The organism is Streptomyces sp. NPDC024017 (genome assembly GCF_040638895.1).
Lineage (GTDB): Bacteria > Actinomycetota > Actinomycetes > Streptomycetales > Streptomycetaceae > Streptomyces.
In genome coordinates, this window is the sequence record NZ_JBEZYZ010000002.1 from 291,075 (window position 1) to 309,776 (window position 18,702).

17 protein-coding genes are annotated in these 18,702 nt (G+C 73.1%); 12 read left to right on the forward strand and 5 right to left on the reverse strand.

Going from position 1 to position 18,702, the window contains the following annotated elements:
* Window positions 1-24: 24 nt before the first annotated feature.
* On the reverse strand, window positions 25-948 hold the full coding sequence (locus tag AB0G20_RS06100; protein WP_361296480.1) for an NAD-dependent epimerase/dehydratase family protein: 924 nt from the start codon (window positions 946-948) through the stop codon (window positions 25-27).
* Window positions 945-1,931 (reverse strand): ScbA/BarX family gamma-butyrolactone biosynthesis protein, encoded by a 987-nt coding sequence (locus tag AB0G20_RS06105; RefSeq protein WP_361296483.1) that lies wholly within the window; start codon window positions 1,929-1,931, stop codon window positions 945-947. Before AB0G20_RS06105 ends, AB0G20_RS06100 begins: the two co-directional genes overlap by 4 nt.
* 387 nt (window positions 1,932-2,318) lie before the next feature.
* Between AB0G20_RS06105 and AB0G20_RS06110 the strand changes: the two genes are divergently transcribed.
* The 4 genes from AB0G20_RS06110 to AB0G20_RS06125 all read left to right on the forward strand — a co-directional run bounded on the left by AB0G20_RS06110 (window position 2,319) and on the right by AB0G20_RS06125 (window position 5,937).
* Window positions 2,319-2,999: a ScbR family autoregulator-binding transcription factor gene (locus tag AB0G20_RS06110; protein ID WP_361296486.1), complete on the forward strand. Its 681-nt coding sequence runs from the start codon at window positions 2,319-2,321 to the stop codon at window positions 2,997-2,999.
* Between the two features lie 154 nt (window positions 3,000-3,153).
* Window positions 3,154-4,593: a DUF2252 domain-containing protein gene (locus AB0G20_RS06115; RefSeq protein ID WP_361296489.1), complete on the forward strand. Its 1,440-nt coding sequence runs from the start codon at window positions 3,154-3,156 to the stop codon at window positions 4,591-4,593.
* Window positions 4,594-4,714: 121 nt separating this feature from the next.
* Window positions 4,715-5,542: a hypothetical protein gene (locus AB0G20_RS06120; protein WP_361296492.1), complete on the forward strand. Its 828-nt coding sequence runs from the start codon at window positions 4,715-4,717 to the stop codon at window positions 5,540-5,542.
* 65 nt (window positions 5,543-5,607) lie between these two features.
* Window positions 5,608-5,937, forward strand: a complete 330-nt coding sequence (locus AB0G20_RS06125) for a rhodanese-like domain-containing protein (protein ID WP_031137536.1) — start codon at window positions 5,608-5,610, stop codon at window positions 5,935-5,937.
* A gap of 34 nt (window positions 5,938-5,971) precedes the next feature.
* Here the strand turns inward: AB0G20_RS06125 and AB0G20_RS06130 are convergent, their stop codons facing one another.
* The gene (locus AB0G20_RS06130) at window positions 5,972-7,105 is read right to left on the reverse strand and encodes an acyl-CoA dehydrogenase family protein (protein ID WP_361296495.1); all 1,134 of its coding nucleotides are present in this window, start codon (window positions 7,103-7,105) and stop codon (window positions 5,972-5,974) included.
* Window positions 7,106-7,481: 376 nt separating this feature from the next.
* Between AB0G20_RS06130 and AB0G20_RS06135 the strand changes: the two genes are divergently transcribed.
* From AB0G20_RS06135 to AB0G20_RS06145, 3 genes are read left to right on the forward strand one after another with little or no spacing between them, the layout of a single operon-like run.
* The gene (locus tag AB0G20_RS06135) at window positions 7,482-8,354 is read left to right on the forward strand and encodes a DUF5819 family protein (protein WP_361296498.1); all 873 of its coding nucleotides are present in this window, start codon (window positions 7,482-7,484) and stop codon (window positions 8,352-8,354) included.
* Window positions 8,351-9,562, forward strand: a complete 1,212-nt coding sequence (locus AB0G20_RS06140; protein ID WP_361296501.1) for an HTTM domain-containing protein — start codon at window positions 8,351-8,353, stop codon at window positions 9,560-9,562. The genes AB0G20_RS06135 and AB0G20_RS06140 overlap by 4 nt, the downstream gene beginning before the upstream one ends.
* Window positions 9,559-10,308 carry a TrmH family RNA methyltransferase gene (locus tag AB0G20_RS06145; RefSeq protein WP_361296504.1) on the forward strand — a complete coding sequence of 250 codons (750 nt, stop codon included), beginning with the start codon at window positions 9,559-9,561 and terminating at the stop codon, window positions 10,306-10,308. Before AB0G20_RS06140 ends, AB0G20_RS06145 begins: the two co-directional genes overlap by 4 nt.
* A 26-nt stretch (window positions 10,309-10,334) precedes the next feature.
* Here the strand turns inward: AB0G20_RS06145 and paaN are convergent, their stop codons facing one another.
* Window positions 10,335-12,026: a phenylacetic acid degradation protein PaaN gene (gene paaN, locus AB0G20_RS06150; RefSeq protein WP_361296507.1), complete on the reverse strand. Its 1,692-nt coding sequence runs from the start codon at window positions 12,024-12,026 to the stop codon at window positions 10,335-10,337.
* Window positions 12,027-12,186: 160 nt separating this feature from the next.
* On the opposite strand from paaN, the gene AB0G20_RS06155 reads away from it, so the two are divergent.
* Both AB0G20_RS06155 and AB0G20_RS06160 read left to right on the forward strand, forming a co-directional pair.
* Entirely contained in the window at window positions 12,187-13,710 is a 1,524-nt protein-coding gene (locus AB0G20_RS06155; RefSeq protein ID WP_361296510.1) for a 3-hydroxyacyl-CoA dehydrogenase, read from the forward strand.
* Window positions 13,707-14,297 (forward strand): TetR/AcrR family transcriptional regulator, encoded by a 591-nt coding sequence (locus tag AB0G20_RS06160; protein ID WP_361296513.1) that lies wholly within the window; start codon window positions 13,707-13,709, stop codon window positions 14,295-14,297. Before AB0G20_RS06155 ends, AB0G20_RS06160 begins: the two co-directional genes overlap by 4 nt.
* 1 nt (window position 14,298) lies before the next feature.
* Here AB0G20_RS06160 and AB0G20_RS06165 read toward each other — a convergent pair whose 3' ends face one another.
* Window positions 14,299-14,784: an Lrp/AsnC family transcriptional regulator gene (locus AB0G20_RS06165; protein WP_361297708.1), complete on the reverse strand. Its 486-nt coding sequence runs from the start codon at window positions 14,782-14,784 to the stop codon at window positions 14,299-14,301.
* Between the two features lie 190 nt (window positions 14,785-14,974).
* Here AB0G20_RS06165 and pdhA point away from each other — a divergent pair, with 190 nt between their 5' ends.
* From pdhA to AB0G20_RS06180, 3 genes are read left to right on the forward strand one after another with little or no spacing between them, the layout of a single operon-like run.
* A complete protein-coding gene (pdhA, locus tag AB0G20_RS06170; protein ID WP_361296516.1) occupies window positions 14,975-16,126 on the forward strand; it encodes a pyruvate dehydrogenase (acetyl-transferring) E1 component subunit alpha in 1,152 nt (383 codons plus the stop codon).
* On the forward strand, window positions 16,123-17,127 hold the full coding sequence (locus tag AB0G20_RS06175) for an alpha-ketoacid dehydrogenase subunit beta (protein ID WP_361296519.1): 1,005 nt from the start codon (window positions 16,123-16,125) through the stop codon (window positions 17,125-17,127). Before pdhA ends, AB0G20_RS06175 begins: the two co-directional genes overlap by 4 nt.
* On the forward strand, window positions 17,127-18,596 hold the full coding sequence (locus AB0G20_RS06180) for a dihydrolipoamide acetyltransferase family protein (RefSeq protein WP_361296522.1): 1,470 nt from the start codon (window positions 17,127-17,129) through the stop codon (window positions 18,594-18,596). The genes AB0G20_RS06175 and AB0G20_RS06180 overlap by 1 nt, the downstream gene beginning before the upstream one ends.
* The last annotated feature ends 106 nt before the right edge of the window (window positions 18,597-18,702 follow it).

An 18,702-nucleotide genomic window follows, 5' to 3' on the forward strand; every position in this document is an offset into this window, starting at 1 on the left:
CGCGCCCGGAGGAGGCGGAGGCGATCAGGCAACTCTCCGACCCTGGAGGAACGCGCGGTACCAGGGCGCCGCGCCGGTGAACGCGGCCGTGAACCCCTCGCCGGGCGAGCAGTCGAAGTCCTTCCAGAACGCGTCGTCCACGAACCAGTGGTCGACCGTGAGCATGCCGAGGTGATGAAGGGCGAGCGGTGACCCGGCGGCCCGGTCGAGGGCCGTGGCGACGTCCACGGCCGCACCGCCGCCGGGCTCCTCCAACTCCCGGCACACGGCCGCCAGCAGATCCGCAACCGCCACCGGCTCGGGGTGGTTGACGTGGTGCACACCGCCGCCGGACTCCGGGGAGAGCGCGGCGGCCACCACCGCACGGCCCAGGGTGTCGACGTCGATCATCGACTGGAGCGCCTCGCAGCCGGTCAGGGTGGCCGACAGCTCCTTCATCAGCCACACCAGCCCGGGAATCACCCAGCGGTCGCCCTCGCCGTACACGAGGTGCGGGCGCAGCACCAGGCCGCCCGCGTCGAGGACGTACCGTTCGGCGACGGCCCGGGTGCGGCTCGTGGACGACGCGGGCGCGATCGGCACCTCCCCGGGGCTTACACCGCGGAAGGGGCCCCGGCCGTGGACGGCGGCCGTACTGACGTACACGATCCGGCGCACTCCGGCGCGTACGGCCTCCTCGACCAGGGCCCGGGTGCCGTGGTCGTTGACCGCCTGGACGGTCTCGGTGTCGCCGCCGACCCGCGTGGCGCAGTGCACCAGGACGTCGGTGTCGGCGCAGACGCCGCGCAGGGAGGGCGGGGCGCAGAGGTCGCCGTGGACGTACTCGGGGCCGTGTGGTGCGTGCCGGGACAACAGGCGGACGTGGACGCCCGGTTGCCGTCCCGCCGTGGCGGCGACCCGGCTGCCGACGAAGCCGCTCGCGCCCGTGATCAGAATCTTGACCGTCACGAAAGGGACCGTACCCGCGTCGGCCGGGCGGAGGTCAGCCCGGCGGTGAAGACGGACGCTCCGTCCTGCCACCCCGACACCCGTACGCTCACCTCCCCGGGGCGCTCCTCGAAGACCTCGGTCTCGATCCGGCACGGGCGGTGCAGCTCGGCGTACCGGGTGAAGCCGGCCGTCATCCTGCCCGGCAGGAAGGGGTGCAGGCCGGTCGCGGCGGTCGCGGCCTGGCGGGCCGCCTCGAACAGGACCATGCCGGGGACGTGGTCGTTGGGCCGCGGGAAGAGGACCGGGTGGCCGGTGTCGACGCGCAGGTTCCAGACGCCGGGGCGGTCGGCCGGGGCGAGGACGACGTCCTCGGCGCGGGCCCGCCCCGCGGCCTGCGGTGCTATGCCCGCCAGGAGCGGAACCGGCGTGTCCAGGCTGTTCAACCTGCCCGCCCGCAGACGGCGGTAGGCGCGCGGCGAGGTGCAGCCGGTGCTGCCGGTACCGCGGGCGACGAGCCGTCCCGCGCGGCGGAACTCCATCGTGGTCCGCATGCTGTGCAGCCCGCGGCCGCGGCGGCGGACCTCGGAGCACACGACGTCGAACTCGACCGGCTCGGCGGCGTCCGCCAGCAGCAGCGCGGACGGGTCGACGCGGACCGTCAGGTCCCACATGACGAAATGCGTGTCGGCCGGGGTGCCGAACTCGGCGTGCGCCAGCACCATGGAGGCCTGCCGCAACGTTTCGCTCACGATCATCGGGTCCTGGTGGCGGTCATCCACGGGACCGAAGAAGGGGTGGTCGGCCGGCCAGTGCGCGAGGAACCGGAATCGGGTGTCGGAGATTCGGGTCCACCGGGCGGGGAAGACGTCCGTCTCGGTGGTGCGATGGGCGAGTTCCTTGGTGACGGCGGTGTGGGAACGGGGGGCGGGGCGTTCGGTGTCGGCTGCCGGTGGTGCGGGTTCTTCGGCGACAGTGGCGGGTGGTGCGGGTTCTTCGGTCACGGCGGCCGGGGACACAGGTTCTTCGGCGACAGTGGCCGGTGGGGCGGGTTCGTCGGCGACGGTGGCGGGTGGCGCTGGTTCTTCGGTGACGGGGCTCGGTGGCACGATCTCTCGGGGGGCGGTGGTCTGTGGCGGGTTCTCGACGGTCGTAGCGGGTGCGTTTGCCGGACGGCCCCCGCGTCCGGTCTGATCGTCCGTGAGTGCGCTCAAAGGCCCTGTCTGCGGCATGAGAACCCCCAGGATCGGCTGCCTGGCCACGGTCGACGCCTGACTAAGATACGGACGAGCCGGTTTTTTTCAAAGGGTGAGCCAACCGCTGGGAACGGGCTCTCGCGACCTCGCCACACAGCGACTTCACAGGGATCGACGGAGATCAGGAGGCACCCGATGGCGCGACAGGAGCGCGCGATCCGCACCCGGCGGATCATCCTTGAGGCGGCGGCGGCCGTCTTCGACGAACGCGGCTACACCTCGGCGACCATCGGCGAGATCCTGGACCGGGCAGGCGTCACCAAGGGCGCGCTCTACTTCCACTTCGGCTCCAAGGAGGAGCTGGCGGTGGGGGTGTTCGAGGAGCAGCTCGCGATCACGCTCCCGCCGCAGTCCAGCAAGCTCCAGGAGCTCGTCGACTCCGGTCTGGTGATGGCCCGCCGGCTGCAGTCCGAACCGCTGGTGCGGGCCAGTGTGGGACTCGCCCTCGACCAGGGGGCCATGGACCTCGACCGCACCCCGGCCTTCCAGATGTGGATCGACCAGAACGTGCAGCTGCTGACCGAGGCGAAGACGCGCGGCGAGCTGCTGCAGCATGTCGACGTGGCGGAGACGGCGGAGCTGCTGGTCGGCAGCTTCTCCGGCGTGCAGCTGCTGTCCCAGCTGCGCTGCCAGCGGCAGGATCTGGAGCGCCGTGTCGTCGTGCTGTTCGAGCACTTCCTGCCCAGCATCACCGTGCCGGCGGTGCTGGCCCGGCTCGACATCGCGGTGGACCGGGCCGAGCGGTTGCTGGCGCAGGTGCGGACCGAGGAGGAAGCGGCCGTGCCGGTGCAGGCCTCCGTGCCCTCGGGGGCGTAGCCACCGCCCCGTCGCCCCACAGCCTCACCGCCCTACGAGCCCGGCACGGTTTGTCCACAGCTGTGGAGTTGTCCCCAGGGTCTGCGCGTCTCGGCCGCCGGTTGTACGGTCGGCACGAGTCGATGTTCGTGCGCGTGCGGGGGAGGCGGTCAGGATGACCAGGGCTGGAGCTCAGGACGAGGGCGGGGCCATGGCGAAGGACGGAGCGCCGCGCCGGTTGCCCCGGGTGCGGGGCTTCGCCGAGTGGCCGGCCGAGGGCTCGCCCAAGCACGAGGGCAAGGCCCTGCGCAAGCAGATCCCGCGCAGCGCGCACGCCGCGCTCGACCTGGACGCGTCCCGGCCCGACGCGGTGAGCGCCGTCGAGGAGTCGGGCCGCGGGCGGCTGCCCGAGCTGACCCCGATCCGGGTCGGCCGCATGACCGCCACCCCCTTCGCGTTCCTGCGCGGCGCGGCGGGCCTCATGGCCCACGACCTGGCGCGCACGCCCATGACCGGGATCCGGGCCCAGATCTGCGGCGATGCCCACGCGGCCAATTTCGGCCTGTACGGCGACGCGCGCGGCGGCCTGGTCATCGACCTCAACGACTTCGACGAAACGGTGCTCGGCCCCTGGGAGTGGGACCTCAAGCGGCTCGCCGCCTCCCTGGTGCTCGCGGGCCGGGTGGCGGGCGCCGACGAGGACCAGTGCCGCAAGGCGGCGTACGACGCGGCGGGCGCCTACCGCAGGACCATGCGGCTCCTGGCCAAGCTCCCGGCGCTGGACGCGTGGAACGCCATCGCGGACGAGGAGCTCGTCTCCCACACGGACGCCCATGATCTGCTCGGCACGCTGGAGCGGGTCTCCGAGAAGGCCCGCCACAACACCAGCGGCCGCTTCGCGGCCAAGTCGACCGAGGCCACCGAGGACGGCGGACGCCGCTTCGTCGACGCCCCGCCGGTGCTGCGGCGCGTCCCGGACGCGGAGGCCGCGGCGGTGGCCGCGTCCCTGGAGGAGTACGTCGGCACCCTGCAGGAGGACCGCCTGCCGCTCCTCGCCCGGCACGCGGTGCAGGACGTGGCCTTCCGCGTCGTCGGCACGGGCAGCGTCGGCACCCGGTCCTACGTCGTGCTGCTCCTGGACCACCGGGGCGAGCCGCTGGTGCTCCAGGTGAAGGAGGCCCGGGCGTCGGCGCTGGTGCCGCATCTGGTGACGGCCGGCTTCGAGACGCCGGAGGCCGGTCACGAGGGCCGGCGGGTCGTGATGGGCCAGAAGCGGATGCAGGTCGTGAGCGACAACCTGCTGGGCTGGACGACCGTCGACGGGTTCCCCTTCCAGGTCCGCCAGTTCCGCAACCGCAAGGGCAGCGTCGATCCGGCCGCCCTGGCCGTCGACCAGTTGGACGACTACGGCCGCATGACCGGTGCCCTCCTGGCCCGCGCGCACGCGCACAGCGCCGATCCGCGGCTCATCGCCGGGTACTGCGGGAAGAACGAGGAGCTGGACGAGGCGATGGCGGACTTCGCCGTGGCCTATGCGGACCGGACCGAGGCGGACCACGCGGATCTGGTGGCGGGCGTGCGGGCGGGGAAGGTCGCGGCGGAGACGGGGGTGTAGGGCTCCTGAGGTGGCACTGAGGGCCGCTGCGGGCTGCGCCCGGCAGGGCCCGGGTCCGCCACGGCCCGGGCCCTGCCCTCCGGGGCGCGGGCGCGGTCGGTCCGTCACCTAGGCTGGTCGGGTGACGACCCCGGAAGCTGAGCAGGATGGCGGCGACGCCGCACGGCCCGAGGCGCGGCTGGAGCGGGCCGTGCGGGCCGCCGAGCAGGCGTTGATCGAGTACGAGATCGCGGTGGAGACCTTCCGCGTCGAGGTCGAGAACTTCTCCCGGCTGCACGAACAGAAGCTCGGCCCGCTGTACGCCCGGCTCGAGGAGCTGGACGCCCGGATCCTCGAGGTCAGAGCCGCGCGCAGCGGCGACCCCGCGGACCGGCAGCGGGCGGAGGAGGCCCGGGCGCGGCTCGCCCCCATCCCCGGCGTCGAGGAACTGCTGCACGGCTGGATGGACGGCAGCGGCCTGTTCCCCGAGGCCTCCGCCATGCTCACGGACCAGCCGGTCCGGCCCCCGCAGCGGGTCCGCCCCAGCGAGGAGGCCCGCAAGCTCTACCGCGAGCTCGCCCGCAAGGCCCACCCGGACCTGGCGCAGGAGGAGAAGGAGCGTGAGCGGCGCGAGGAGTTCATCACGCGGGTCAACGCCGCCTACGCCCGGGGTGACGAGGCGGAGCTGCGCGAGCTCGCCGCGGAGTGGGCCGAGGGACCCGAGCTGAAGCGGGTCCCGAGCCGTGCCGAGGAGCTGTACGCCCGCCTCGAGTGGCTCGCCCAGCGCAAGGAACTGCTCGGCGTGCTCGCCCGGGAACTGGAGGACAGTGCCATCGGCCACATGCTCCAGCTGGCCCCGGACGACCCGGACCGGCTCCTGGACGAGATCGGGCAGGGGCTGCTCGCCCAGGTCACCGAGCGGGAGACGGAGCTGGCCGCGCTGCTCGGCGAGGGCGAAGACCAGGGCTGAGCCGCGCCCCGGCCGACGCTCCGGCCGGTTCCGGTAGCGTCGGACGCATGAGTTTTGGAGCTGGTGTGCCCACGGTCGCGGTCGCGGACCTCAAGGACGGCGACTTCCTGCTGGACGTCCGGGAGGACGACGAGTGGAAGGCCGGTCATGCCGAAGGGGCACTGCACATTCCCATCAGCGAGTTCGTCGCCAGGTACGGCGAGCTGACCGAGGCCGCCCCGCAGGACGGCCGGGTCCATGTGATCTGCCGCTCAGGCGGCCGGTCCGCCCAGGTCACGATGTACCTGGCCCAGCAGGGCGTCGACGCCGTGAACGTCGACGGTGGCATGCAGGTGTGGGAGGCGGCGGGCCGTCCCGTCGTGACGGACGACGGGCAGCAGGGGTTCGTCCTCTAGCAACCCACCCGGACCCCGCCCCCTGCCCACGCGCTCAGGCCGGCGGGTGGGCCGCCAGCAGGTCGCCCAGGGCCTCTTCGTGTGCCGCGGCCGGGCCGAGTGACAGTTCCAGGTATTTGGCCCAGGCGTGGTACCGGTGCAGGGGGTAGTCCACGTCGGCGCCGAACCCGCCGTGCAGGTGCTGCGCGGTCTGCACGACCCGGCGCACGCCCTCAGCCGCCCAGATCTTGGCGACGGCCACGTCAGCGGCGGCGGGCAGCGGGCCCGGGGCCCCGGAGGCGATCCGCCACGCGGCCTGCCACAGGGTGGCCTCCATCGCGCGCAGGTCGATGTAGCGGTCGGCGGCCTGCACGGCGACGGCCTGGAAGGTCGCGATCGGGAACCCGAACTGCTCCCGCTCGCCCGTGTACTCCGCGGTCATCCGCAGCACGCGCTCCCCGAGCCCGAGCGCCAGCGCACACGTCCCGGTGGCCAGCAGCTCCCGCAGCCACTCCCACGCCCCGTCGGTGTCGATCACGTCCCGGGCGGCGAGCCGTGCCGACTCCAGCCGCAGCTCGCCGAGCCGCTCGCCGCTGGTGGAGAACTGCTCGGCGAGGGTGACGCCTTCGTGCCCGCGCGGCACCAGGGCCAGTACGGTCCGGCCGGTCCCGGTGTGCGCGGGGACGACCGTGACGTCCGCGTCGTAGGCCCAGGGAACCGCCGTCTGCACCCCGTCCAGCACCCAGGTCTCGCCGTCCTGCCGGGCGGTCACGGCCTGCTCGGCCGGGTCGTGGCCGGTGCGGCCGTGCGCGGCGACGGTCAGGACGGTCTCGCCCCGGCCGGCCCGGGCGAGCAGGTCCGCCTTCGCCTCTTCACCGCCGTAGGCCTGGACGGCCGCCGCTGCCGCGCTGCTCTCCAGCAGGGGCACCCTGGCCAGTACCCGAGCCGACTCCCGCAGCACCAGGCACAGCGCGACGGCGTCCAGGCCGGCCCCGCCGTACCGGGCGTCGAGCAGCAAGCTCAGCAGGTCCGCGTCGGCGAGCCTGGCCCACAGGGCGCGGTCGTGCGTCTCGGCGACGGCGCCCGGGGTGAGGGCCGGGCTGGGCACGGCGTCGGGCGCGACCCCGGCGAACACGCCCTTCGCCGCCTCGGCCGCCGCCTGCTGCTCCTCGGTGAAGGTGAAGTCCACGGTGCCTGTCCTTCCGGCGGATCCCGTTGAGCTGACGGGGCGTCAATATAGAACAGGTTCTAGAAGAAGGGAATGGGTGTACGGGCGGGCGCCGTAGGGTGTCACTCCTGTGGACGACCGGCCGGGGCGCCCTGTGGATAACCTGCGGGGGTCCCCTGTGGAGCAGGGGGACCGCGGCCCTGGTCGCACTCGCCGTGCGGTCAGCCTCCGCGGTGTGGCGACGGCCACGCCGGGACCGGCGGACAGGGGCTGCGCCCGGGGTGGGCGTCCTGAGTACCGTGCCCGTGCCGACGCCGCGCAGGACTGCGCGGGCGGTACGACGCCCTCGCGACCGGGCGGACGGAACGACGGACCGGGATCGTGGAAACGGGGCGGAATGGACGCGTACGACGAGGGCTCGAACGCCCGGCACGGTCCGGACACGCCGGGCCGGCCGGCCGTGCCCGGGGAGCGGGGTGCACCGGCGGACTCCGCCGAGCCGGTCGCGCCGCTAGGGCCCGCCGAGCCGTCCGGGCCTGCAGGGCCGCTCGGGCCCGCCGAGCCGGTCGCGCCGCTCGGGCCCGTCGAGCCGTACCCGCCAGGTGAACCCCGTACCGGCGTCGCCGCGCTCTCCCTCCGCTACCAGGTCGGGGTCGCCCTGGCGCTCGCGGTCGTCGCCATCGGGGTGTGTGTGCATCTGGGGATGACGTTCCTGCACGTCGCCCCGGTGAACACGGTCACCAGGGCGCACGGCGAGGCCGTGGACGAGTGGATCTATCCGGAGTTCGAGCAGAACTGGAAGCTCTTCGCGCCGAACCCGCTCCAGCAGAACATCTCGATCCAGGTCCGGGCCGGGGTCCGCGGGCCGGACGGCATGACGCAGACGACCGGCTGGTACGACCTGTCCGCCGAGGACGGCCACGCCATCGACGGCAACCTGCTGCCCAGTCACACCCAGCAGAACGAGCTGCGCCGGGCCTGGGACTTCTTCGTCGCGACGCACGACGGCGAGAACCGGCCGGTGGGCCTGCGCGGCTCGCTCTCGGAGTCGTATCTGCGCCGGATCATGGTGCTGCGCCTCGACCGCGACGACGCGGTGCGCGCCGCGACCGGGGGCGCCGGTGTCATCGAGCGCGTACAGGTGCGCAGCCGGACCAGCGATGTGCCCCCGCCGGAGTGGAGCCGGGAGAAGGTCTCCATGACGCCGTCCTACCGGGAGCTGCCGTGGTGGACGGTGCCGCAGGACGAGGCCCGGGGAGGCGTGCGGTGAACCAGTTCTCCCTGGCCGTCTCGCGCGGCATCGCCCGCGTCACCGAGGCCGCTCTCGGCCCCTACCAGACGGCCGTCATCCGTATCGGCTTCAGCGCCACCTGGCTGCTGTTCCTGCTCCGCGAGCTCCCCCACCGCCGCGAGCTGTACGGTCCCGACGGCCCCTGGAGCTGGGATCTCGCCCAGCAGCTGATCGGGTCCAACGGCTCCTTCACCGCCCTGATGTGGTCGGACGGCCGCATCTGGTTCGAGATCGTCTACGCGCTCGCCGTCCTCTGCAGTGCCCTGCTGATGCTGGGCTGGCGCACCCGCACCATGTCGGTGCTGTTCATGGTCGGCGTGCTGTCGCTGCAGAACCGCAGCGTGTTCATGGGCGACGGCGGCGACAACGTGCTGCACCTGATGTCGATCTACCTGGTGTTCACGCGGTGCGCCCAGGTGTGGTCGCTGGACGCCCGGCGGGCCGCGCGGGACCGGGCGGCACGCGCGCGCGGCGAGCGGGTCACGGACCGGACCGGCCCGGCCCTGTGGGGCGTGCTCGGGTTCGTGCTGGTCGCGGTCACCCTGGTCGGCCGGATGCAGGGCGACTGGCTGATACCCGCGCTGCTGTGGACGGTGTGGCTGGTGCAGGCCCTGTGGTGGCTGGTCGGGCGCCGGGCCGGGACCGGTGAGCCGCGGATCCTGCTGGACGTCGTCGCCAACATCGTGCACAACGGTGCCCTGCTCGTGATCATGGCCGAGGCGTGCCTGATCTACGCGACGGCCGGCTGGTACAAGATCCAGGGCTCTCGCTGGCAGGACGGCACCGCGGTCTACTACCCGCTCCAGCTGGAGTACTTCTCGCCCTGGCCCGCGCTCGCCGACCTGCTGTCCGCCAGCGGCACGATGGTGATGCTGGTGACCTACGGGACGGTCCTCGTGCAGGTCGCCTTCCCGTTCACCCTGTTCAACCGGCGGGTGAAGAACGTCCTGCTGGCGGTCATGATGACCGAGCACGCCGTGATCGCCGTGGTCCTCGGTCTGCCGTTCTTCTCGCTGGCGATGATCGCGGCGGACGCGGTGTTCCTGCCGACGGGCTTCCTGCGCCGTCTGGGCGGCCGGGCGGCACGCGCGCGTGACCGGTTCCCGCGCCGGGGCGGGCGGGCGATCCTTCCCGGGCAACGCGCCCCCGAGAGCGCCGAGGCCACGCACGTAGGCTTCGGGGCATGACCGACCCCGTGACCGTCTGGCACCGGCTCGCCGGTGACACCGTCCTGCTCGACGGGTTCCATGCCCTGAAGCACGCGCTGCGTTTCGGAGCCGAGGTGCCGGTGGCGGTCACCGCCGACCGGGCGGCCGCCCTCGCCCTCGCCGACGAGCTGGCCCCGGACGTACGGGACAGGCTGGCCGGGCTGCTGACGGAGGTGCCGCACGAGACGTACGCGTCGTTCGTGCCGCGCCCGCACCCCACCGCCGTGGCCGCGCTCGCCGTACGTCCCTCCCGCGAGTCCAACCTCGCGCGGCTGGCGCACACGCCCCGCACCACCCCGGTCGTGGTCCTCGACAATCCGCGCAACCTGGGCAACGCGGGGGCGGTGATCCGCCTGGCCGCCGGCTTCGGCGCGACGGGCGTGGTGACGACCGGGACGGTCGACCCCTGGCATCCGACGGTCGTACGCGGCGGGGCGGGCCTGCACTTCGCGACGACGGTGGAGCGGTTGACCAACGACGAGCTGCCGCCGGGGCCGCTGTTCGCCCTGGACCCGGAGGGCGACGACATCCGGGGCGTCAAGCTCCCGGACGACGCCGTCCTCGCGTTCGGCTCGGAACGCACGGGCCTGTCGACGGAACTCCGCGCCCGCGCCGACCACTTGCTGTCCCTGCCGATGCGTCCCCAGGTCAGCAGCTACAACCTGGCGACGAGCGTGGCGATGACGCTCTACCACTGGAGCGCGGGTTCTGGAGCGCCTCTTTAGGGGCGCGGGGCCGCACCCCCGAGCTTCTAGGCGTCCCGCCGTACCTCGACCACCCGGAACCGGTTGGCCACGAACGCCCCGTCACACAGCGCCGCACTCGCCGCCGGGTTGCCCCCCGACCCGTGGAAGTCGGAGAACGCGGCCGTCTGGTTCACGTACACCCCGCCCGTCAGGTTCAGCGACAGCTGGGCCGCCTCCTCCAGGCAGACCTCCTGCACGGCCTGCTCGACCTCAGGGTCGGTCGTGTACGCCCCGACGGTCATCGCGCCCTTCTCGCGGACGGTCCGCCGCAGCAGCTCCGCCGCGTCCGCCGCCGAGTCGACCGCGACGGCGAAGGACACCGGCCCGAAGCACTCGCTCATGTACGCGGCCTCGTCGTCCGGCTTGGCCCCGTCCAGCTTGACGATCACCGGCGTGCGGACGACCGCCCCCGGGAAGTCCGGGTTGGTGATCTCCCGGGACGCCAGGGCGACCTCGCCCAGTCCCGCCGCGGCTTCCAGGCGTGCCTTCACGTCCGGGTTGACGATCGCCCCGAGCAGCGCGTTCGCCCGGGCGTCGTCACCGAGCAGCCCGTCCACCGACTTGGCGAGATCCGCGACCACCTCGTCGTAGGACTTGGGGCCCTGGTCCGTGGAGATGCCCTCCCGGGGGACGAGCAGGTTCTGCGGGGTGGTGCACATCTGGCCGCTGTACAGGGACAGCGAGAAGGCCAGGTTGGAGAGCATGCCCTTGTAGTCGGACGTGGAGTGCACGACGACGGTGTTGACGCCGGCCTTCTCCGTGTAGACCTGCGCCTGGCGGGCGTTGGCCTCCAGCCAGTCGCCGAACTCCGTCGAGCCGGTGTAGTCGATGATCCGGATCTCGGGGCGCAGCGCGAGGGTCTTGGCGATGCCCTCGCCGGGGCGCTCGGCGGCCAGCGCGATCAGGTTCGGGTCGAAGCCCGTCTCGGCGAGCACCTCGCGCGCGACCTGCACGGTGAGCGCGAGCGGCAGCACCGCGCGCGGGTGGGGCTTGACCAGGACCGCGTTGCCGGTGGCGAGGGAGGCGAACAGGCCCGGGTAGCCGTTCCACGTCGGGAAGGTGTTGCAGCCGATCATCAGGGCGATGCCGCGCGGGACCGGCGTGAACTGCTTGGTCATGGCCAGCGGGTCGCGCTTGCCCTGCGGCTTGGTCCACTCGGCGTTGTCGGGCGTGCGCACCTGCTCCACGTACGCGTAGGCCACCGCCTCCAGGCCGCGGTCCTGCGCGTGCGGCCCGCCCGCCTGGAACGCCATCATGAAGGCCTGGCCGGAGGTGTGCATGACCGCGTGCGCGAACTCGTGCGTCCGGTCGCTGATGCGCTTGAGGATCTCCAGGCAGACCACCGCGCGCTGCTCCGCGCCCGCGTCCCGCCAGGCCCGCTGACCGGCCTTCATGGCGGGCAGCAGCACGTCGAGGTCCGCGTGCGGGTACGTCACGCCCAGGTCGACGCCGTACGGGGACGTCTCGCCCCCTACCCAGTCGTCCGTGCCCGGCTGGCCGAGGTCGAGGCGGGAGCCGAGCAGGGCGTCGAAGGCGGCCTTGCCCGCCGCCGCGTCCAGGCTGCCGTTCTCCCCGTAGGCCTTCGGGTGCTCGGGGTGCGGGGACCAGTACGCGCGCGTGCGGATCGCCTCCAGCGCCTGGTCGAGGGTGGACCGGTGCCGGGCGATCAGCTCGTGCGCCGAGAGTGCGGCGGTCATGGGTGACCAACTCCTCGTCTCAAGAACTCCTCGTCGAGTTCATGACCTGGGCAGAAACCTGGGCAGGAACACTCGGACAGAGCTAGAGTAACCGAACGATCGGTCGGTTCAAGGGGGTCCGCCGCATCTGTGGAAAACCCCGTGCGGGAGGATCGCGCACATGACAGCACTCGACCTCAGCAGTCCCGTGGCCGTCGTCGGCACCGGCACCATGGGCCAGGGAATCGCCCAGGTCGCGCTGGTCGCCGGCCATCCCGTACGGCTGTACGACACCGTCCCGGGGCGGGCGCGTGAGGCCGCCGACGCGATCGGCGCCCGTCTGGACCGGCTCGTCGAGAAGGAGCGGCTCACCGGCCCCGACCGGGACGCCGCCCGCGCCCGGCTGCTGCCCGCCGAGGACCTCGCCGACCTCGCCGACTGCGCCCTGGTCGTCGAGGCCGTCCTGGAGCGGCTGGACGTCAAGCAGGGGCTGTTCCGCGAGCTGGAGGACGTCGTCGCCGACGACTGCCTGCTCGCCACCAACACCTCCTCCCTGTCCGTCACCGCCATCGGCGGCGCCCTGCGCACCCCCGGCCGGTTCGTCGGCCTGCACTTCTTCAACCCGGCGCCGCTGCTGCCGCTGGTCGAGGTCGTCTCCGGGTTCGCCACCGACGTCACGTACGCCACGCGCGCGTACGAGACCGCCCGCGCCTGGGGCAAGACGCCGGTCGCCTGCGCGGACACCCCCGGTTTCATCGTCAACCGCATCGCCAGGCCCTTCTACGCCGAGGCCTTCGCGGTGTACGAGGCACAGGGCGCCGACCCGGCCACCATCGACGCCGTGCTGCGCGAGTCGGGCGGCTTCCGGATGGGCGCGTTCGAGCTGACCGACCTGATCGGCCAGGACGTCAACGAGTCGGTCACGCAGTCGGTCTGGCAGTCCTTCTTCCAGGACGTGCGCTTCACACCGTCCCTCGCCCAGCGGCGCCTGGTGGAGTCCGGCCGGCTCGGCCGCAAGACCGGCCAGGGCTGGTACGACCACCGGGACGGCGCCGAGCGCCCCGAGCCGGACACCGCCGAGAAGCGGCAGCCGCCCGCGTACGTCGTCGCCGAGGGTGATCTCGGACCGGCCGCCGAGCTGCTCGCGCTGATCCGCGAGGCGGGCATCCCGGTCCGCGACGAGGACGACGACGAGGAACTGGGGGCGTGTCTGCTGCTCCCGAGCGGCGGCCGGCTCCTCCTCGCCGACGGGCAGACAGCCGTGGAGTTCCCGGACTTCGTCTACTTCGACCTCGCCCTGGACTACCGCAGGGCCACCCGGATCGCCCTGTCCGCCTCTCAGGACACCTCCGCGCAGACCCTCGCCGAGGCCGCCGGCCTCTTCCAGGCGCTCGGCAAGGAGGTCAGCTTCATCGGCGACGTGCCCGGGATGATCGTCGCCCGCACGGTCGCGCGGATCATCGACCTGGCGCACGACGCGGTCGCCAAGGGCGTGGCCACCGAGGAGGACATCGACACCGCGATGCGCCTGGGCGTCAACTACCCCCTCGGCCCCTTCGAGTGGAGCCGCCGGCTCGGCCGCACCTGGGCCTACGTGCTCCTGGACGACCTGCACCGGCGCGATCCTTCGGGGCGCTACGCGCCGTCCCTGGCGCTGTACCGCCACGCCCACGCCTCCGACCCGCGGGAGGGCACAGCCTCATGACCACCGCCAAGCGCGACACGTACACCCCGGACACACTGCTGTCCGTCGCCGTCCAGGTGTTCATCGAGCGCGGCTACGACGGCACCTCCATGGAGCACCTCTCCAAGGCGGCCGGCATCTCCAAGTCCTCGATCTACCACCACGTCGCCGGCAAGGAGGAGCTGCTGCGCCGGGCCGTGAGCCGGGCCCTGGACGGCCTCTTCGGGATCCTCGACGAGGAGCACGCGCGCGTGGGGCGCGCCTCGGACCGCCTGGAGTACGTCGTCCGGCGCATGGTCGAGGTGCTCCTCACCGAACTGCCCTACGTGACGCTCCTGCTGCGCGTGCGCGGCAACACCGACACCGAGCGGTGGGCCCTGGAGCGGCGCCGCGACTTCGACCACCGGGTCGCCGACCTGCTCAAGGCGGCCGCCGCGGACGGGGACGTACGCGCCGACATAGAGGTCCGGCTGGTGACCCGGCTGGTCTTCGGCATGATCAACTCGATCGTCGAGTGGTACCGGCCGGACGGCCGCGGCATGAGCGAGCGCGAGGTGGCCGACGCGGTGGTGCAGCTGGCCTTCGGGGGCCTGCGCAAGGCCGCCTGACTCAGCTCTGCGGCTCCAGGTCCTCCTCCTCGAACACCAGCAGCGTGCGCGAGCTCAGCACCTCCGGGATCGCCTGGAGCCGGGTCAGCACCAGCTCGCGCAGCGCCCGGTTGTCGGACACGTGCACCAGCAGCAGCACGTCGAAGTCACCGCCCACCAGGGCGATGTGGGAGGCGCCGGGCAGCTGTCTGAGCTGCTCGCGGACCGTGCGCCAGGAGTTCTGGACGATCTTCAGCGTCACGTACGCGGACGTCCCCTGACCTGCCCGCTCGTGGTTGACCCGGGCGCCGAAGCCGCGGATGACGCCGTCCTCGACGAGCCGGTTGATCCGGGCGTACGCGTTCGCGCGCGAGACGTGGACCCGCTCGGCGACCGACCGTATCGAGGCGCGGCCGTCCGCCTGGAGCATGCGCAGGATGTCCTGATCGATGACGTCCAGGGGCCGCGCCGGCGGCAGCACGCCGCCGTCGTCCTGCCGCTCGGCCATTTGTTCAGATGCCACCTGCGCCGACCTCCCTACCATGGACGTACTGCGTCCATCTCAGGCTGTGGAGAACCGTTTGTCCACAGCCTGAGGCCACCCATAGCCAAATTGTGCCGTCGACCGAACAATCGGTAGGTGAGGCGGGTCACAGCCGACGCGCCTCTTCGAGCCGCTCCCACGAGGAGGTGCCGTCATGACGGTCATGGAGCAGCGGGGCGCGTACAAGCCGACCCCGCCGCCCGCCTGGCAGCCCCGGACGGATCCCGCGCCGCTGCTGCCCGACGCCGAGCCGTACCGCGTCCTCGGCACCGAGGCGGCCGCGAAGGCCGACCCCGAGCTGCTGAGGACGCTGTACGCGCAGCTGGTGAAGGGCCGCCGCTACAACGCGCAGGCCACCGCCCTCACCAAGCAGGGCCGTCTCGCGGTCTACCCCTCCACCACCGGCCAGGAGGCCTGCGAGGTCGCCGCCGCCATGGTCCTGGAGGAGCGCGACTGGCTCTTCCCGAGCTACCGCGACACCCTCGCCGTGGTGGCCCGCGGGGTGGATCCCGTCGAGGCGCTCACGCTGCTGCGCGGCGACTGGCACACCGGCTACGACCCGTACGAGCACCGGGTCGCCCCCCTGTGCACCCCGCTCGCCACCCAGCTGCCGCACGCCGTCGGTCTCGCGCACGCCGCCCGCCTCAAGGGCGACGACGTGGTCGCGCTGGCCATGGTCGGCGACGGCGGCACCAGCGAGGGCGACTTCCACGAGGCGCTGAACTTCGCCGCCGTCTGGCAGGCCCCGGTCGTCTTCCTCGTGCAGAACAACGGCTTCGCGATCTCCGTCCCGCTGGCGAAGCAGACCGCGGCCCCGTCGCTGGCCCACAAGGCTGTCGGCTACGGCATGCCCGGCCGCCTGGTCGACGGCAACGACGCCGCCGCCGTGCACGAGGTGCTCTCCGACGCCGTACGCCACGCCCGCGCGGGCGGCGGCCCCACCCTCGTCGAGGCGATCACCTACCGCGTCGACGCCCACACCAACGCCGACGACGCGACCCGCTACCGCGGCGACGCCGAGGTCGAGACCTGGCGCGAGCACGACCCGATCCAGCTGCTGGAGCACGAGCTGACCGCGCGCGGCCTGCTCGACGAGGCCGGCATCGAGGCCGCCCGCCAGGACGCCGAGACCATGGCCGCGGCCCTGCGCGAGCACATGAACCAGGACCCGGTGCTCGACCCGATGGACCTGTTCGCCCACGTCTACGCCGAGCCCACTGGACAACTGCGCGAGCAGCAGGCTCAGCTGCGGGCCGAGCTGGAGGCCGAGGCCGACACCGAGCCGGAAGGCGGATCGCACCGATGACCACCGTCGCCGTCAAGCCGGCCACCATGGCGCAGGCCCTCACGCGCGCGCTGCGCGACGCCATGGCCGCCGACCCCGCCGTGCACGTCATGGGCGAGGACGTCGGCACCCTCGGCGGCGTCTTCCGCGTCACCGACGGACTCGCCAAGGAGTTCGGCGAGGACCGCTGCACGGACACCCCGCTCGCCGAGGCCGGCATCCTCGGCACGGCCGTCGGCATGGCCATGTACGGCCTCAGGCCGGTCGTGGAGATGCAGTTCGACGCGTTCGCCTACCCGGCGTTCGAGCAGCTCATCTCGCACGTGGCCCGCACCCGCAACCGCACCCGCGGCAGGATGCCCCTGCCGATCACCATCCGCGTCCCCTACGGCGGCGGCATCGGCGGCGTCGAGCACCACAGCGACTCCTCCGAGGCGTACTACATGGCGACTCCGGGGCTCCATGTCGTCACGCCCGCCACCGTCGCCGACGCCTACGGGCTGCTGCGCGCCGCCATCGCCTCCGACGACCCGGTCGTCGTCCTGGAGCCGAAGCGGCTGTACTGGTCGAAGGACTCCTGGAACCCCGAGGAGCCGGCGCCCGTCGAACCGATCGGCCGCGCGGTGGTGCGGCGCACGGGCCGGAGCGCCACGCTCATCACGTACGGGCCGTCCGTACCCGTCTGCATGGAGGCGGCCGAGGCGGCCCGGGCCGAGGGCTGGGACCTCGAAGTCGTCGATCTGCGCTCCCTGGTGCCGTTCGACGACGAGACGGTGTGTGCCTCGGTGCGGCGGACGGGACGCGCGGTCGTCGTCCACGAGTCGGGTTCCTTCGGGGGCCCGGGCGGGGAGATCGCGGCCCGGGTCACGGAGCGCTGCTTCCACCACCTGGAGGCGCCGGTGCTGCGCGTGGCCGGGTTCGACATCCCGTACCCGCCGCCGATGCTGGAGCGCCACCACCTGCCCGGCGTGGACCGGATCCTGGACGCCGTGGGGCGTCTGCAGTGGGAGGCCGAGAGCTGATGGCACAGGTGCTGGAGTTCAAGCTGCCCGACCTCGGTGAGGGGCTCACCGAGGCGGCGATCGTGCGCTGGCTGGTCGAGGTCGGCGAGGTGGTCGCGATCGACCAGCCGGTCGTCGAGGTCGAGACGGCCAAGGCGATGGTCGAGGTGCCCTGCCCCTACGGCGGTGTGGTCACGGCCCGCTTCGGCGAGGAGGGCACGGAACTGCCCGTCGGCGCGCCGCTGATCACGGTGGCGGTGGGGGAGAAGCCCGCCGCCGGCACCGGCGACACCGGTTCCCAGGGCTCGGGCAACGTCCTGGTCGGTTACGGCACCTCCGAGGCGCCCGCGCGGCGCCGCCGGGTGCGGCAGGAGCGGCCGGTGTCCGGCGCGTCCGCGACAGGCGGGCAGGCCGGTGCCGCCGGGACGGTGAACGGGCGGGCGGATGCCGCCGGGACGCCGGTGCACACGCAGGGCACAGGCCCCGCGACCGCGCTGACCCCGCAGGCCGGCGGCTCCACGACGACGGTGAACGGGCAGGGCGGCGGCCCCGGGACGGACGACGGTCCGGTCCCCGTGATCTCGCCCCTGGTGCGCCGGCTGGCGCGGCAGAACGGCCTGGACCTGCGGGAGCTGACCGGGTCCGGCCCCGACGGGCTGATCCTGCGGGCGGACGTGGAGTACGCCCTGCGCGCCGCCGGCCAGGGCGCCGCGGCGGCACCGACGGCCGAGCCGCACCCGGGCGTGCCGCAGGCACCGAGCCCGGCTCTCGCGTCCCGGCCCGCGGCGCCAGCGGCCCCCGGCGAGATCCGCACCCCGCTCAAGGGCATCCGAGGCGCCGTCGCCGACAAGCTGGCGCGCAGTCGCCGCGAGATCCCGGACGCCACCTGCTGGGTGGACGCCGACGCCACGGAGCTCATGCGGGCCCGCACGGCCATGAACGCGGCCGGCGGACCGAAGATCTCCCTCCTGGCCCTGCTGGCCCGGATCTGCACCGCGGCCCTCGCCCGCTTCCCCGAGCTCAACTCCACGGTGGACACGGAGGCCAGGGAGATCGTCCAGTTCGGCCACGTGCACCTGGGCTTCGCGGCGCAGACCGACCGGGGCCTCGTCGTCCCGGTCGTACGGGACGCGCACGCGCGGGACGCCGAGTCGCTGACCGCCGAATTCGCCCGGCTGACCGAGGCGGGCCGGACGGGGAAGCTGACGCCGGGCGAACTCACCGGCGGGACCTTCACGTTGAACAACTACGGTGTCTTCGGCGTCGACGGCTCCACCCCGATCATCAACCACCCCGAGGCCGCCATGCTCGGCGTCGGCCGCATCGTCCCCAAGCCGTGGGTGCACGAGGGCGAGCTGGCGGTGCGGCAGGTCGTCCAGCTCTCGCTCACCTTCGACCACCGGGTGTGCGACGGGGGCGTGGCGGGCGGCTTCCTGCGGTACGTGGCGGACTGCGTGGAACAACCGGCGGTGCTGCTGCGGACGCTCTGATCCCGTCCGGCTGATTCCTGTGCGGCCGCCCGGCGGACGCCGTGATTCCTGTGCGGTCGCCGGACGGACGCCCTGATGCCTGTGCGGCCACCGCGCGGATGCCGGG

Bases quoted from the DNA above. Each gene is read 5' to 3' on its own strand.
- AB0G20_RS06110 (WP_361296486.1), top strand. From the start codon at position 2,319: ATGGCGCGACAGGAGCGCGCGATCCGCACCCGGCGGATCATCCTTGAG.
- AB0G20_RS06115 (WP_361296489.1), top strand. From the start codon at position 3,154: ATGACCAGGGCTGGAGCTCAGGACGAGGGCGGGGCCATGGCGAAGGAC.
- AB0G20_RS06135 (WP_361296498.1), top strand. From the start codon at position 7,482: ATGGACGCGTACGACGAGGGCTCGAACGCCCGGCACGGTCCGGACACG.
- AB0G20_RS06145 (WP_361296504.1), top strand. From the start codon at position 9,559: ATGACCGACCCCGTGACCGTCTGGCACCGGCTCGCCGGTGACACCGTC.
- paaN (WP_361296507.1), bottom strand. From the start codon at position 12,026: ATGACCGCCGCACTCTCGGCGCACGAGCTGATCGCCCGGCACCGGTCC.
- AB0G20_RS06155 (WP_361296510.1), top strand. From the start codon at position 12,187: ATGACAGCACTCGACCTCAGCAGTCCCGTGGCCGTCGTCGGCACCGGC.
- AB0G20_RS06160 (WP_361296513.1), top strand. From the start codon at position 13,707: ATGACCACCGCCAAGCGCGACACGTACACCCCGGACACACTGCTGTCC.
- AB0G20_RS06165 (WP_361297708.1), bottom strand. From the start codon at position 14,784: ATGGCCGAGCGGCAGGACGACGGCGGCGTGCTGCCGCCGGCGCGGCCC.
- pdhA (WP_361296516.1), top strand. From the start codon at position 14,975: ATGACGGTCATGGAGCAGCGGGGCGCGTACAAGCCGACCCCGCCGCCC.
- AB0G20_RS06175 (WP_361296519.1), top strand. From the start codon at position 16,123: ATGACCACCGTCGCCGTCAAGCCGGCCACCATGGCGCAGGCCCTCACG.
- AB0G20_RS06180 (WP_361296522.1), top strand. From the start codon at position 17,127: ATGGCACAGGTGCTGGAGTTCAAGCTGCCCGACCTCGGTGAGGGGCTC.